The 15,956-nt window shown below is 44.2% G+C and carries 11 protein-coding genes and 1 other annotated feature; of the genes, 2 read left to right on the top strand and 9 right to left on the bottom strand.

The window, feature by feature from the left end; translation table 11 throughout:
- Positions 1–1,083: 1,083 nt before the first annotated feature.
- From U4956_RS11720 to U4956_RS11705, 4 genes are all read right to left on the bottom strand, one after another.
- Entirely contained in the window at positions 1,084–1,980 is an 897-nt protein-coding gene (locus tag U4956_RS11720) for a MetQ/NlpA family ABC transporter substrate-binding protein (RefSeq protein WP_323090874.1), read from the bottom strand.
- A 351-nt stretch (positions 1,981–2,331) separates the two neighbouring features.
- A complete protein-coding gene (locus tag U4956_RS11715) occupies positions 2,332–3,009 on the bottom strand; it encodes a methionine ABC transporter permease (RefSeq protein ID WP_323090873.1) in 678 nt (225 codons plus the stop codon).
- The gene (locus U4956_RS11710) at positions 2,993–4,036 is read right to left on the bottom strand and encodes a methionine ABC transporter ATP-binding protein (RefSeq protein WP_323090872.1); all 1,044 of its coding nucleotides are present in this window, start codon (positions 4,034–4,036) and stop codon (positions 2,993–2,995) included. Before U4956_RS11710 ends, U4956_RS11715 begins: the two co-directional genes overlap by 17 nt.
- A gap of 38 nt (positions 4,037–4,074) precedes the next feature.
- Positions 4,075–4,308 (bottom strand) — a binding site (T-box leader).
- Positions 4,309–5,489: 1,181 nt separating this feature from the next.
- A complete protein-coding gene (locus tag U4956_RS11705; RefSeq protein ID WP_323090871.1) occupies positions 5,490–5,783 on the bottom strand; it encodes a hypothetical protein in 294 nt (97 codons plus the stop codon).
- A 632-nt stretch (positions 5,784–6,415) separates the two neighbouring features.
- Between U4956_RS11705 and U4956_RS11700 the strand changes: the two genes are divergently transcribed.
- Positions 6,416–7,336, top strand: a complete 921-nt coding sequence (locus tag U4956_RS11700) for an alpha/beta hydrolase (protein ID WP_323090870.1) — start codon at positions 6,416–6,418, stop codon at positions 7,334–7,336.
- 256 nt (positions 7,337–7,592) lie between these two features.
- Here the strand turns inward: U4956_RS11700 and U4956_RS11695 are convergent, their stop codons facing one another.
- The 4 genes from U4956_RS11695 to U4956_RS11685 all read right to left on the bottom strand — a co-directional run bounded on the left by U4956_RS11695 (position 7,593) and on the right by U4956_RS11685 (position 11,657).
- Positions 7,593–8,609: a hypothetical protein gene (locus U4956_RS11695; protein ID WP_323090869.1), complete on the bottom strand. Its 1,017-nt coding sequence runs from the start codon at positions 8,607–8,609 to the stop codon at positions 7,593–7,595.
- A 51-nt stretch (positions 8,610–8,660) separates the two neighbouring features.
- Positions 8,661–9,887 carry an RNA-guided endonuclease IscB gene (gene iscB, locus U4956_RS11690; protein WP_323090868.1) on the bottom strand — a complete coding sequence of 409 codons (1,227 nt, stop codon included), beginning with the start codon at positions 9,885–9,887 and terminating at the stop codon, positions 8,661–8,663.
- A complete protein-coding gene (locus U4956_RS14465) occupies positions 9,817–9,981 on the bottom strand; it encodes an RRXRR domain-containing protein (protein WP_416347424.1) in 165 nt (54 codons plus the stop codon). The genes iscB and U4956_RS14465 overlap by 71 nt, the downstream gene beginning before the upstream one ends.
- 380 nt (positions 9,982–10,361) lie before the next feature.
- A complete protein-coding gene (locus tag U4956_RS11685) occupies positions 10,362–11,657 on the bottom strand; it encodes a peptidoglycan bridge formation glycyltransferase FemA/FemB family protein (RefSeq protein ID WP_323090867.1) in 1,296 nt (431 codons plus the stop codon).
- A gap of 1,348 nt (positions 11,658–13,005) precedes the next feature.
- On the opposite strand from U4956_RS11685, the gene U4956_RS11680 reads away from it, so the two are divergent.
- The gene (locus U4956_RS11680; protein ID WP_323090866.1) at positions 13,006–14,295 is read left to right on the top strand and encodes a hypothetical protein; all 1,290 of its coding nucleotides are present in this window, start codon (positions 13,006–13,008) and stop codon (positions 14,293–14,295) included.
- Between the two features lie 114 nt (positions 14,296–14,409).
- Here the strand turns inward: U4956_RS11680 and U4956_RS11675 are convergent, their stop codons facing one another.
- Entirely contained in the window at positions 14,410–15,855 is a 1,446-nt protein-coding gene (locus U4956_RS11675) for a nicotinate phosphoribosyltransferase (RefSeq protein ID WP_323090865.1), read from the bottom strand.
- Between the last annotated feature and the right edge of the window lie 101 nt (positions 15,856–15,956).

The raw sequence follows: 15,956 nt of genomic DNA, 5'->3' as shown, positions 1-15,956 counted from the left end.
TTACTTCTAATCGCGGAATTCCGGGTTGAGAATCATGTTGAAAACGGTTTATCTTTTTGAAATAGAAATCGCAATTTACGCAAAGGTTTATCTCTCTGCTCTCGGAATTGAGAGATAAGACGCTCTGGCCGACATCTACTCGAAAACGATAAGAAAGACCGTCTGCCTCTGCAACGGAAAGAGAATACAGTCTGTTCAGGCGCTTAAAGGATGCAGAGAACACTAAATAATCCTTATTGGATTTTTTATTACTTCCTGCATATCTAATGGTAACCTTTTTCCATTCTTTTTGGATAATCAAACGATTCTGGTGTCTCAAAAAAACTTTCGCATCCAAAATCAGATCACAATTTGAACTGTCGGCAGTCACGATTTGCCAGACAATTCAGTACGGTCAGAAATCTGACCAGATCCGGACACGTTTTTCTTTTTTTAAGACGTCTGAATTGATCCGTAAATATGCTTTGATTTCATACACTTTTATCGGGAGGCTATGAATCCCCTTTCAGCCTGGACCGCCATTTTCCGTTGTCAGGCTTTTTCATCATCCAGTAAGAATTCCCTGCCGTTTCCTGACTTTCCCCTTTTTTACAATCGTCTCTTTGTTCTTTGCCATCGGATCTCTAGGACCCAAGTCTTTGACCACTTCTTTTCTGCCCGGCTCTTTGCGATCTTTCGCCTCCCTTCGCCATCCAGCCACCCCATTCGCTTATTCCATTTCTCTTATTTTATTCGTCTTCTCTGGCAGCCAAAATCCGATTGTCCATACGCGATGACTGGACGTTTCAATCCAATTCTCTGGGCTTTTCTTCCTTATAATATTATTTATATGGGCATAAGCAGGCAGAATCGATCCGTTTGACTTTACAGGCCAGAGCGCCAGGTCCATCTCTGAAAATTTTAAAGAACAAAAAAACCAGCCCGAATCTTGTAGATTCAGACTGGTCTGGAAATCAATAGACGGTTACTGCGCCTGTTTCTGGGCTTTCTTCTCTATCTCTAATTCTTCTAATCGTCTTATCATTTTATCTGACAGGGATAAAGAGATGGATGCAAGAAGGAGCGACTTAGGCTGATTGATGCCTATTCAGCAGGAACGGCGAAAGCACCGAATTCTTCTTTGATGAAGTTTTTGATGTCATCGGATTTGAGGACTTCAACGAGTTTCTTGATGGCTTCATCATCTTTACGATCTTCTTTGACGGCGATGACGTTTTCATATGTCTTGGCCGCTTCAGAATCAGCAGCTTCAGTTACAAGCAAATCTTCAGTTACATTGGAAGTCAGAGCGTAGTTGCCATTGAGGACACCGTAGTCAACATCTGGAAGTTTGGAAGCAACCTGGTCAGCTGCGATTTCAACGATATCCAGATTTTTTGGGTTTTCTGCAATATCAGAAATAGTTGCAGTGGAGAGCGATACACCATCTTTTAAAGTGATCCAGCCTTGGTCTTCTAACAGATACAGCGCGCGGGCTTCGTTGGTTGCATCGTTAGGAATGGCAATCTGCGCACCTTCTTCGATGTCGTCAACAGAGTCGTGTTTCTGAGAGTAGATGCCTAATGGCTCATAGTGAACAGCGCCAGCGGAAACGAGGTAGCCATCAACACCTTCGCTCAGGCTGTTGTCTTCATTGTAGCTTTCCAGATATGGGAAATGCTGGAAGTAGTTGGCATCAAGAGATCCATCAGAAGTCGATGGGTTGATGTTTGGATAGTCGGAGAATTCAACGATTTCCAGATTAATTCCCTGTTCGGCCAGTAATGGTTTGGCTTCTTCAAGGATGACACCATGCGGACTGGTTGTTGCACCGACTTTTAAAGTCACCTGTTCTTTCGATGTGGAAGCAGCAGAGCTTGCAGCCGCACTGGAAGCAGCGGTTGAGCCGGCAGTGGAAGAAGTAGAGCTGGAACTGGAAGAGCATCCGAATAATCCAAGAGTTAAAGCAGCAGCAGCGGCAAGTTTAGTTGTCTTTTTCATAACAGAAGGTCTCCTTTTCAATTTGGTTCAATTTAATTTCTTTTTTGGATATGAAGCATCCATTTTTCTTATCGTCTGTTTTCTTCTTACAGATTTTTCAACACAGTTTTTTTCAATACAGTTTTTTTCAATACAGTTTTTTTCAATACAGTTTTTTTCAATACAGATTCTAAATCTTTTGTGTCTGGCCTTTTTTCTTTTTACTGGGCGTTTAGGCTTTCTCCATCCGTCTTTGCGTCGTGGGCTGATGAAGAGCGCTCATTCCATCAATCATTCTTCCGCCCATCCCGATTCGGACGCCTGGATCAGGCTGTCTGGATCAAACCGCAGATAGATGGTTCAGAACAGGTCCTAATGAGTTGTTTTTCGGACCAGCCAGTCGCCGAAAAACTGAATCACCGAAATGATGATTAATAACAGAATCAAAACGACATAGGTAATGTCCGTCATCTGTCTTTGCCAGCCAAAGCGGATGGCAAGGTCCCCCAGACCACCGGCACCAACCGTTCCGACGATCGCAATCTGGCCGATGACAGCAATCAGGGTAATCGTCATGCCGCGGATCATGCCGGGGATGTTCTGTTTCAGATAGACGTTTTTGATAATCTGCCATGGACTCATGCCCATGGAGATACTGGCTTCAACGATTCCTCCTGGAATTTCTTCCATGGCGGATTCCATCTGTCTGGCCACAAATGGAATGGTTCCCACAATCAAAGGAACGAAAGCGGATTTGATTCCGATGGTTGTATGGAAGAAAAAGCGCGTTACGCCAACCAGCAGCGGAATCAAAATGACAAACGGGATCGCCCGAAACAGGTTGATGATCTTGTCCAGAATCCAGAATACAATCCGATTGGGACAGATGCCTTCCGGCTTGGTGATCACTACGATTACCGCAATTGGCAACCCAATCACAAACGATACAACCCCCGTTACGGTCAGCATCGTCAGCGTATCTATAATCGCCTGCGGGAACATGTCAGCCCGTTCAATGACATTTGGAATAATGTTAGTCAATGTGTCCACGCTTGATCACCTCCACTTCTACACCTGACTGGCGCAGGTAGTCGATGGATTTGCGGATCCGCTCATCCTGCCCGGTAAAGATTACCGTCAGAGTTCCAATCGGAGCGTCCTGCAAAATTTCGACGTTGCCAAAGATAATCGAACAGTCGACATCAAACATTCTTGAGATGTGCGAGATCATCGCCTCGGCGGTATTGCTTTGATCGTACTGGAGTCTGGCCAGCTGCTGATCGCTGTGAAGCTGAGTCAGCGGATGTTTAGCCTTGATGAACTCGTCGATTTTGTTGGAATTGGATGCAGTCGCGATAAAGTTTTTCGTCATTTCTTCAACCGGATGAACGAAAATCGGAACGATATCGCCTTTTTCCACCACGCGTCCAGAATCCATGACCGCTACCCGGTCGCAGATTTCCTTGACGACAAACATTTCGTGGGTGATGACCACAACCGTGATCCCGCGCTCTTTGTTGATGCGTTTGATCAGGCGCAGAATGGTCTGTGTGGTCTGGGGGTCAAGAGCCGAAGTGGCCTCATCACAAAGCAGGACTTTGGGATCATTGACCAGGGCTCTGGCAATGGCGACCCGCTGTTTCTGGCCGCCAGACAGCTGACTGGGGTAGGAGTCTTTGCGCTCCACCAGATCGATCAGTTCGAGCAGTTCCATGACTTTCCGATCAATTTCCGCTTTGGGCACTTTCTGCATTTTCAGCGGAAGGGCAATATTGTCATAGATTGTCAGGGCTGGCAGCAAGTTAAAGTGCTGAAAGATCATGCCCATTTTCTGTCTTGCTTTTCGAAGTGCGGATGGCGAAGCTTCCATGAGATCTTCTCCATCGAAGATGACTTTTCCCTCGTCTGGCCTTTCCAGCAGGTTGATGCAGCGGACCAGGGTGGATTTTCCGGCCCCGGAAAATCCGATGATGCCATAGATCATGCCCTCCCGGACATGAATGGAGACATCCTTGACTGCATGTACGTCACCGTCTTTTGTCTTGAATGTTTTGGTAACATGCTCTAAACGAATCAAAACATTCCCTCCTTAAACAATAAAAAAAGCCTTCATCACATTAGGACGAAAGCTGAAACTTCGTGTTACCACCTAAATTCACAGTCCTGTCACCAGAAACTGCCTCATCAAGTACATGCATACTCTAACGCTGTAACGGGCGTTCCCGTCATGTCTGTTAATCGATCATGCGGCTCCAAGACCATGTTCACTGCCCTTTTGACGTTTCTTTCCACCAGCCAGAAACTCTCTTTGCTCTCGAGAACAGTTACTCTTCTTTTCTCTGCCAATTTGTGGTTTCACTTTACCATGAATCCCACAAAGCACAACTCAAATTGAGGCGCAGATTTTTGATTTTCTGGAATTTTCAGAAAAAACGAATGATTTTCTGACAAATCGATTCGAAAAAGACGATTTCTACTCCACTATCGCGCTCGGGCATCATACTCAGATTCTAATTTTATGAACATGTATCAATTTTATGTGAACACACTTTCTTCATGCCTATTAGCCATAAACACATCGCTCGCCCAAAAGAAGTGAAAAAAGAGAGGAAGAAATTTCAAAGATTCGCAAAAAAAGTAATTTTTCAGGTAAAAAGATTCGATATTCTGGGGCCAGATAGTGTATATTTAGGGCGTCCTCTTTGTGGTAGGACCAAATTATTTCTATAAACCATACACAAACCGCAATCGCCAGATCATTTTCGAACACCTGACTTGTCGATTTCAGCATAGATGCATAAATAGCTTACGGACTTCCATTCTGTTTTCTGACTCTCTCTTTTTCTGCTCTGCCCAGCCCTTTCTTCCCCTGGTGGCCGGCGTATTCTTGATGGAAAAGATTCAAAAACAGATGCAGTGCGGTGATTCGAATTTGTCCGGAAGCAAAAATTCAAGCACCAGGAACAGCAACGATTGCGGCTGATCATTTGGGCTGGCTGCCTTGCCTGCAGCCCGCCTGTGGATCTGTGCGGCTTCAGACAGACTGTCTTCATGTCTGTGCAAGATCGACCAGAGCTTTTCGCCTATCCCTCCTTTGCAGGATCGTTTCTTCCTGTCTGACGGCATTTTCTCTCGAATCCATCTGAACCTGTATTTTGTTCTGTTTTCGACAGGAGAAAGCTGAAACTGCAAGCTCATCCCGGCAGTCTGGCTGAAGCCCTCCCTTTCCACAAAAGCGATCTCAAAACAGATCCAGACGCTGCAAGCAGACCAGGCTGAATAAATGAAAACAGGCAAAAAAAGAAGAACTCCTTATATCAGAGTCCTTCGGCAGCAGATTTCCATTGTCTGACTGGTAAAAGTTATGCTTCGATCTGCCAAAGCTTTTCATCGCCATGCTGAAAAACCAGGTTCGCACACAGATCCAAAGACTGCGATCACCATGACAATCCAGAAAAGAATAAGACGGATTGAGTCCTTTTTCATTTTGAAAAAAATGAAAACCGGCCTTCAACTTTGTCTGTAAATCGCTAATTATAGATGTGAAATTTAATTGCAGAGCAGTTTTTGGAATGCAGGCGATTGGCCATCATGACGGAATCATGGAAAACTTCCGTGAAACCAAAATTGGATTCTACGTCCTGACTTCCTTCTGATGAAGAGTTATCGAGCAGGTCCGCATTCTCCTGACGCATCTGATCAAACTCTCTTCTTGTTTCCTTGAGAAGTCTGCTGGCGGTGTCGTATTCGCCCTCACCGGTCAGTTTCAGAGTTCTCATCATCTTGGAGCGGATGCGCCGGTTGGATGTGTTTAAATGATACAATTTAATTCTTTCCTGTTCCTTGGTCATGATTGTCTACCTCTACCTTTCAAATATTTCCCCTGGTGTCCTCTGGAACAACTCGATTTGAGTTCTGTTCCCTTTGACGATTAAAGTTTAACAAACTGGTTCTCTACAGTAAAAGGCAGATACACAAAAAATTTTACTCGAGTAAAGTTTCTGTTAAGATGCCTTTTTCACAAATTAAGACTTCGTAAGTATGCCATAGGTATGAGGAATGTCAACTTTTTAAGATGATATTTGTGCTATTTAAGGCTAAAATTCCGCATTTCCTTTTTACTGGTTATGCTTTTTTGCATAGTCGAGGAATAAAGGCGGAATTCTCTCTTTGCCCAAACTGAACTTTTTCTTCTTGTTTTTATTTATATACTCTCGATTTATAAAACTCTAAACTGATTTTTATACCATAAATTCTCACCGGGATAAATTCTCACGACCGGATAATTATGGGCCCGTTTTTATTTGCCGATTTTCTGCACTTTGCTGCTTCTCTCTGTTTTCTCTCTTTCTGATCCGCTTTCTCCCCTTTAAAAGTGAATTTTTCGATGGAATATTAAGAGAATGATAAGAATCGTTTCAGGAATATTTAGTCATTAAAATGATATAAAGGATATATGCGATTCCAATTTCCAAAATTTCATAAAAAAGACCTGGTCATTACGATCCATGGATTCGGCCGCAAAACCGAGCATGAGATGGACCCTTTGGCCAGCTACCTCGAAAAACAAGACTTTGAAGTCTGGACATTTTCTTATTACAACCCGGAAGATCTTTCCGATACCGATTTTCGCAGCTGGATTCTTCGCTGCGAAGCAAGACTGCGCAAAGCGGTCGATGAAAAACGCAGGATTCATCTGCTCGGTTTTTCCATGGGCGGGGTTGTGGCCAGCTATCTGGCTTCCGTTTACCCGGTAGAAGATCTGCTGCTGGCCGCACCGGCTTTCTATCCGATTGACTTCAATAAGATCCAGAAAGCAGCAAGAGGAAAAGTGATGTCTTCTGGTGACAATAAGGATCCCAGATCGATGAGTTCCGATCAGACCAAAGCGTTTTTAAATGTGGTTTCCCGCTATCGGGGATCCATTTTGCAGGTTGACTGCCCGATCCTGATGATGCATGGCACGGCCGACGAAGTCATTTCCTTCAAATCAAGCCGCCGCATGTTTGAGCAGATCGAAAATCCGAACAAGTATCTCGTCTTTCTCGAAGGGGCCCACCATCGCTTCTTATACGATGGCGCCTATGAATCTCTGGCCTTCCCGATCATCCGAGATTATTTTCGCGGGGAGATCAAGCCACAGATGTATAGATCGCCTTCCAGAGAAAAAGCAGCCAGACCAAACTCCCAGTCAGCCCCGCAGCAAGAACCGGCCAGGCAGGTTTCTGAAACTGCATCAAAAGAAACCAGCCGAGCTGGCTTTGCTCAAAAACCAAAACCAAAAAAGACCGAGCGGGCTTCTTTCCATGCTCTGCGCAGACTTTCGACACGCAGCATTACCCCGCCGGCCAAAGACGACACCCAAATGGATCAATAGGATATCGTTTAGAATTCTGTTTTCAACCTTTTCCCAGAGAACTTCTCTGGGATTTTTTCAGTTGGCGGTTCTGTAAACAGCTTTTGGCAGTTTTCATAGCAGCTGCTTTAAAACGGCTGGAAATCCAGTGATTTCCAGCCGTACTTAGGTTAACAAATATTGAAAAAACAGCCTTTCATGCCTGCTCCTGTCAGAAAGCTTTCCGCCTGGATCGGCTAGCTTCAAAACTGAACATTAATGGTCTGTCTGTCTCGGTCTAATTCCAGTCTGGATTCATCACGCCAAGGCAGGTTGCGCCATCTGCACTGTACAGAATATAGGAATCGCCAAAGTTGTTCTTGAAAGCATCAGGCACAGGATTGGCATGTGCCTGGAAAATTTCCGGATAGTCTTCAAATGGTTTATCCGGGGAAGCGATGTAGAATTCCGAAGAATCATAGAATCCCGCAAATGGATCAACGACAAGTTTTGTGTTTCCATCCTCAGAAATCGTTGTGCCAGCGGGCTGAGTCATGCTGGTCGAGGCAACAGAAACTTTCCATGTATAGTCGTCGATTTTTTCAGGCATGGAGAGCTGGCCGGTAAATCTGGAGATCTCCAAGCCGCCCTGGTCGGATATCCTTTCATTAGTTTCACTGAACGTTCCATCACTGTTGATGACCATTGTAACGCCCGGTCCGCCGGCAAAATCGTAAACATTATTCTGGAATGTTTTTCCAGCAATTTCGTAGAAGATGGCAGGATCAGTCAGCGCAGATCCAAGGCCAGCAACTTTCCAGGCGACCTGGTCATACAGCCATCCAGCATGAAGCAAAGACTTTTGCTCATTCCGGTTGGTGGTGTAGTTATGGGCACCAGAACTTGCATTTGGATTGTAGGCTACATAAAGATCGAGATCGCCGCCTGACATGAAGACAGGCTGGCCATCGTTATCGAAAATCCATCCAAGCTTGCATAAGCCATCGGCTTCTTTTGCATTGGTAGTGTAGTAATGGTCGCCGCCTTTTGCATTTGGATTGTACAGACGATAAACTCCATCACCGGTTGTCAATCCGATCCAGCCGATTCCTTCATAGAACCACCCGGCTTTTGTTAATGCATCTTTTTCTTCGGCAGCAGCCGTGTAAAAATGTTCGCCTGTATTCCGGTTGTACAGACGGTAGATATTCTGAGTGGCTTCATCATTGTCCTGGGCTGTAACTGGAACAGCTGCCAACAGGGCGAGGCAGGTGAATCCTGCCGCAATAGCCATAAAGCGATTTTTTGTTTTCATTTTGATCTCCTCATATTTCATATGTTAGGCAAGAATACCCCACCCAAACTGCTATGCAGTTTGGGTGGGGAGGAATTGCCGAGTTGCTGTTTCTTTGATGTATCCGTCTGCTCTTTCCAGAAGAGTCAGTTTCCTCATTGATGCAGATTTATGGATTGTTTCTCCAAAAATGGTTTTCAAAACAAAATATCCAGTCGCTCTGCGCCCGGTAATAAAACATTTCTGTCCTTTGTACAGGACTTGATCAAAAAGACAGAAGCCGCCAACCAGATGTGGAGCCTGGTTGTTCTTACGGACATGTCCTTTACTGAAATTGAATTTATGAATCTGCCGGTTATGTCTTCGGATCTTTTTAAGATACAGGCATTTGTCTAACGGTCTGGCATTCAGATTGCCTGCGATGCAATAGGCATCATTGTAGTGTTCTTTAGTCAGTCCAAGCTCGGTCCTTTTGTTCTTTGTCAGATAGCCATAGGTATTGACCACTTCGATCTTGAGATTGGCTTTTTTTAACCGCTCTAACAGCGTGTTGCGCATAATGCCCATAAAGGCGGCATCCCGATAAGACTCAGCCCGTTCAGGAAGCTTGAAATCCTTTGGTCCTTTAATTTCTCCGGCCTTGATTTTGGCGTGGTATTCCTTATGACAGGTTTCACATAACGTAATCAGGTTGGCAGGTGAATTTCCGCCAGTCTTCCGGCTTTCAATGTGATGAACATTCAGGATTGGATCTTTTGTCTGGCCATGACAGTGCTGGCATTCGTGATTATCGCGACAGAGGACGTATTCACGAACATTCCAAAAACCGGTCTGTTCCCCCTGCTGGTATTCAATACCGCTGATGTCAGGATTTTTCAGCTTCTGCGTATCAAAGGAGGCTGTTTCCACCACGATCTTTGTCACAGGAAGAATTTTCTGAACTGCCGCAATCCGGTTAAGATGCGTGTCGATTTTATGCTCAACAGACGGAGCGAGCCATCCTTTTTGTTTAGACTGAATATCTTTCTGCTTAGACTGAGCATCTTTTTGTTCAGTCTGAACCTGACTTTGTTTAGACTTGTCTCGGTTTTTAAACCTGGGCGCTCTGTATCTTGTCTTGCGATTTCTTCTTGCTTTGCGGGCTTCTCTTCTGGTGGAGATCAGCTCAGGAATATCTGTTCTGCACTCGACATCCCAGGCAAGAAGTTCTTTTGTCTCGGTTGAAGCACTAAGACCAATATGTTTTGAACCAGCGTCCACTCCAAGCGTGACAGTAAGAGGTATATCTTGTTGAATCATATAAAAGCTGGATGGTAAAAGGAGTTTTCTTTACCAATTTTGCTTTTCTTTCTTTTAAAAGGCGGCGCACCTTGCCATGCCTTTCGGTTGGCATTAAGGGTTTACCGTCAATATCTAATACATAAACCATCGTTTTACCTCCAGGGTAATAAATCTTCTCTGGACAAAAAGCATCCTTTGAAGTGTATGAAGCATCAGCCTTCGCCAATGTTATAAGAGGTTTGTTGATCTACACACTGCGCCTGACCTCAGCGCTGGTTAATGCAGATTGGCAGAATCCGGAATTAGGCTGAACGTTCCGGAGTGCCTGTTTAGACCTGTGAAAGGTCGATTCTCAAATAACGTAGTCAGTTAAGACTCAGGCTAGTCAATCAGGCTTGAAAAAAGATGCATGAAAGCTTCTTATTTCAAGCCCCATCCAAATTGCAAGGCAGTTTGGGTGGGGTCATTGACCGAGTATTTCTGGCTGGTTTGTTAAAAAGATTTGAGTTTTGTTTTCACCGCTTTCAGATATTTGAATGCTTTGTACAGTTTTCTGTCGACCGGAAACTGAAATTCTCCCATGAGTTCCAAGACTTCACCATTAAAGCCCCGCTTGAAATCATAGACTCCATGATCAATCGCCGAGGAAGAAAAATCACCAGATATCCCATATAAATTGTATCGATTGAATCCATGATTCAGGCAGTATTGAATCATTTCCCAGTGCAGGGCATAAGGACCACAGAAACCTGCATATTGGTCGTCATATCCGCTCATCAAACAGATCACTTCATTTCCATAGATGAAAAATATTCCCGCTGCCAGGGGCAGCGTTTTGCCCTGCGTTTTATATTTCGACACTTCCTCTAAGCGTTTATTCTGGCTCATGATGATTTCATTGAGCGTCTGTCTTCTGTTTTCCATCTTTTTTGATGGCACTTGTTGGATCTGTTCCTCGACTTTGGACAGTTTCTGTCTGTTTTCCGCAATCAAAGCTTCCATTTTAGAGGTGAATTGATCCAGATTTACTTCAGCAATCAGGAATTTAACAGCCCCTGACGGATGGAAAGCTTCCCATAAGTTTTCGTTATAGCTGGCTTCGCGCCATTGAAAGTTGTGTTTTTTTGCGGCCTGGTTCAAAAGTTCATCCACAAGATGCAATTCCGATTGATTGACTTCTCGGACTGTTACATCATTTTCTTTTGCTCTTAAAATACTTCTCTGGCATTTTCTTTCAAAGGAATGCAGAATTTCTTCTTTTGAACTTTTTAAAGGGACAATGTACATCCATCGCGGCTCGTGACGATTGTCAATTCCGGTTGAAAAGCCGCTGTGAATCCCTCCACTCATTCTGAATGCTTCCACTAAATCCGTTCGGACTTCAAAAGCCGGATTGATTCTGCCATCTAAATCCCGTCTGCTGTAAACGCAATAGGGATCCGTCGTCCAGTAGAGAACCTTTTCTTTTTTCAGAAATTTTGTGATTGCGTTTAACTGAGCGGCAATGCTTTCGCCTGTATCTTCATAATTGAGAAGCGGACCTCTCATTGTCCGGGCATGATACTTCCCAAAGTGGGCTGGTTCCAGAACCACGCTTGAGGCCCCGATTAATTCAGAGCCTTCAAAAACGCCCAGATACAGCACCTTTTTCCCTTTGCTTTCTTGCATATGGCCCATCATCGGACTCTGCCAGATGTTGTTGAGCGGGTGGCTGCTGGCAAATTCGATAAAAACCGCCTCAGTAATTGGCTGGGCATGTACACTCTTCTTTGTTTCTAATTGATCCATATTTTTTCCCTTTCAAAATCAAGATGCGTCAGACAAAAGTCATTTTTCTGGCGCATCTATGATTCAATTTCTAAAAAACGAAACCCGAAATTCAGCACCAACAGTAAAGGTTTGAACATGATGCCAATATGAATTCCGGGTTTTGTTTGAATTTGATCAGACAATCATAAACCTAAGAGAATACCAAAAGTGGCTCTACATACTATTTTGGGCTTTTTTACGGGAAGTACTAACGTCTGAAATATAATAAAAGCACTTTATATAAAGTATAGAGTATTCGCGCCTTCGCCTAAGAGAACTATAAATATGCCGGCGTACGGGACTCAACATATTTTCCAAATGGCTGGCGCATGGTAAGATATCCAACGTTTTTCATCATCTGCTTTGGGTTTGATCAGTTTTGATTCATGTAAAGGCTCTTTTTTCTTTGTTCACCGAGGAAATCAAAGAATAAAACGCAGCACCGATCTATTTCCGTCCATACTCTGTTCAAAAACGCTGACTTGCTTGTTCAATGCTTGGAAACTGCCTCGCTCTATAATGGTCTATATACTGATTTTCCAGAAAATGAGCCAAGAGAACGGCTCTTCTTATCTTTTTCCATTTCGGGAAGACAGAAATTGCCCTATTATTCAAAATGGAGGAGGAAAAAGTCACTTTCTTTCAAGCCGCGAATATAGAGTTACTTTTGATCTCATTTCAGGATAAGTTTACAAACTTACAAAATAACCAGTTACGTATCTAGTTTATTTCGGTGAATTTGGAAAGACAATGGGATTTATTTCGTAAAAAAAATAGAGTTGACAAATGAAAATAAACCGCTTAGGAACCGCTGAATATTAATTTCCAATAGATAAATTCGCTACACATTTTATATAAAGCAGTTTCGATGATTATCCATTAGATCTTATTTCTAAGGAGTCCCTTAGAAACAGCAAGAAATCCCCCCCTACAGGCAGCCATCATTTCTGCGTTATATAAAGAAAACCAATAGCCTATTGATCGGGGATTCATATCTAAGCGACCCTTATAAGAGGACGCATAAATCAATACTGCTGGTCAATTTCTTTTGCTTTGACGAACCTCCACCGGATCAATCGTGAATTCGGCTTGTTTCTGAAAACAAAGCAGAGAGTATGGATCGTCATCCTGGCCTGGATTTTCGGGGCAGCCAGATCATACTTTCTGGCCGGAATAGATTTTGAATCAAGATTGTGCTTCAGGTCCCTAAATCCGAGTTCGACATCTTATGCGAAAATTCGCATAAACAGTTTCCAACACCGAAGCTTAATGGAATGACATTGAATTTTTCGATCTTCGCATTGTTTTAAAGAAAGGATGGTCTTTCATGGATTCTATTTCAAAGGCCCGGGCAGCACTATTCAAGCTGGTCCGGTTGAGAACCGGCTATTCGCTCCAGAATGTCGAATCAGATACAGGGAAAAAAGCCAGTCTGATCAGTGATATGGAGCGTTTTAAAAAAGCGATACCCGACGATTTTATCGCCAAGGCTTTCCGGTCATTCGGAACAGAGTTTTCTTTCGACTATTCCAATGACGTCGAGATTATCCTGTCTTTGATCCATCAGTACATTCGATATCTTTATTACATCAACGATCCGAAGCTGGCGGTGATTGAGAATCAGCTGGAGAATTATCACTTTGATTACTTGTCCGATTATGATGATCGCTTTTATTACCTTCTAACACTTGAAGCACTGGTTCTGGTTTCTACCTACCAGAACGAACAGACCGTCCGACTCATCGACGGCCTCAAAGACCGAATCGATACGCTTCTTGATGCCTATCCAGTTCTTCCGCCATTTATAAAAGATGTCATCAATCTGATCTGTGGGATCTACTACAATAGCCTGCGTGATTTCAAGACCTCTCTGTCTTATTTAAACAACCTGAATTCCATGTCTCCTGAAAGCAATGATGAGCGATACCTCAACCCGATTGCCCGGTATTTTCAATTGAAAAATCAGGTCTTCCTTCATCATCCTATGCAAGCCTATAAACTGATCCCTATTGTCCGCAATGAACTCAATAACGACCGGAACTATCAGCGTCTGTTTAATCTGGACAGGCTGGAAGCCATCTATTTTATTTCGATTGGTGAATACGAGCTGGCCAACCAGAAACTGGTTGAATGCACAGAATCTATGCACAACCTCGGACTCTTCTTTCTGGACGATATCAATCTTGAAAACAGAGTCTGGTGCTGCTTAATGCTTGGGCGATACGAAGAGAGTCTGGATTTGATAGAAAAAATCGAGTCCGAACTTGAATTCAATCCTGCAAGCAACTGTATTTTCAAAACATACTGCCTGTACCAGCTTAATCGCCAAGAGGATTGTAAACAGGCGATCGAACCTTATAAGCCGTTTCGAAAACTGATTACCGGCCTGCATGAATCGATCACGCTGATGGAAACGCTTGTTTTCCACAAGCCATCCGTATTTATCAAACAGGCACTGCGGTTTTCTGATCAGATGATCAAACGCGATGAAATCTACATCGCATCCTTCTTTCTTCAAATGGCCAAAGATCAGGCTGAGTCTGTCTTTGATTACCAGTCCCTGTATACGATTTATCAAAAGCTGTATGCGCTCAGGCAATCCTCACAGTCCGGTTGACTGAACTTAGAAGTCATTTACGCTTGCATACTTTCCTTTAAACATCATGCGCCTAAACATCCTGCGCAAAAAACAGGTCAGATTCTCATTTGGGAATCTGGCCTGTTTTGAGTTCTAGCGATTTTGCTGGATCATGTCCAGTTTGAGATCAAGCAGCTTTTCCGAGAGGTCGACATAGTATTCCTGAGGGTTGGAGAAACGCTTGATTTCATCCCAGAGCGTTTCCTGTTCACGGGCACAATAATCCCGGATCCCCACCAGGGATGGTTCTTTATAGACAAGTTCGCCATTCTGGAAGATTGGCACCATCAGCTCACGCACTTCATATGTGTCAGCCTCAATGACCTTGTTTTTCCATTTGTTCATTGGATGGTAAACCGTCAGGTCCTGATGCGGATCGATGACTTCCTCCGCCAGCGTGATCAGATCCGCAATGGCCTTGCCATCTTCCAGATTGTAAATCCGATATACGGTCTTGTCGCCCGGATTGGTGATCTTTTCTTCGTTTTCCGAGATTTTGATCTTTGGAATCATCTGGCCATCTTCTTCAAGCGCCGACATTTTATACACGGCACCAAAGACTGGTGAGTTTTTGGAAACAATCATGTTTTCACCAACCCCATAGGAATCGATTTTTGCCCCCTGGCGATCCACGAGGGATTCAATCAAATATTCATCGAGCGAGTTGGATACAACGATGGCACAGTCCTGCATACCCTCTTCATCGAGACGGCGGCGGATCTTCTTGGAAAGATAGGCCATATCGCCTGAATCAATACGGACACCTTTCAGACGGTAGCCATTGGGTTCGAGATATTCTTTTGCAACCCGGATCGCATTTTCCAGACCGGATTTCAGGGTGTTGTACGTATCGATCAGAACAGTGCATGCCTGCGGATAGGTCTTGGCATATTCAAGGAAGGCATCGTATTCAGTCTCAAAGCTTTGCACAAAACTGTGCGCCATGGTTCCAAGAACTGGAATGCCAAACTTCATGCCGGCTTCCGTTGTGGCACTGCCTGCCACGCCGGCAATATAAGCGGCTCTGGCGCCTTCAATGGAAGAGTCAAAGTTATGAGCCCGGCGGGCGCCAAATTCCATGACCGCCTTGCCTTTGGCGGCCTGCACAATGCGGCGGGCTTTGGTTGCGATCAATGTCTGGTGGTTGATGGCCAGAAGCATCGCCGTTTCAACCAGCTGGGCCTGGATCAGCGGGGCCCTGACCTTAATCAATGGCTCATACGGGAAAACTGGTGTTCCTTCCGGCACAGACCAGATATCGCCTGTAAAGCGGAAATCGGCCAGGTAATCGAGAAATTCATCGGAGAACTGATGCAGCGAGCGCAGATATTCAATCTGCTCAGGATCAAAGTGCAGATCCTGAATGTATTCGATAATCTGATTCAGTCCTGCGAAAATCGCAAATCCGCCATTATCCGGGTTGCGACGGTAAAACAGGTCGAAAACGACTTCTTCATCTTTGTGATTGTTCATGTATACCTGGCTCATGGTCAGTTCATAAAAATCCATGACCAGGGATAAGTTACGTCCATCTTTCATGCTTGTTCTATGAGGCCGGTCCTTTCTAACCTATGCTCTCTTCTTCTTTTTGATCAGATCCTTTTTCTTGGCCTGCCGGCGGGATCTGAACGGTTTTAAGG

It is taken from the genome of Allobaculum sp. JKK-2023 (genome assembly GCF_034745455.1).
In the GTDB taxonomy this organism is placed as follows: Bacteria; Bacillota_I; Bacilli_A; order Erysipelotrichales; family Erysipelotrichaceae; genus Allobaculum.
The sequence above is the reverse complement of the archived record's forward strand: the minus strand, read 5'-3'. Positions and strand labels throughout refer to the sequence as shown.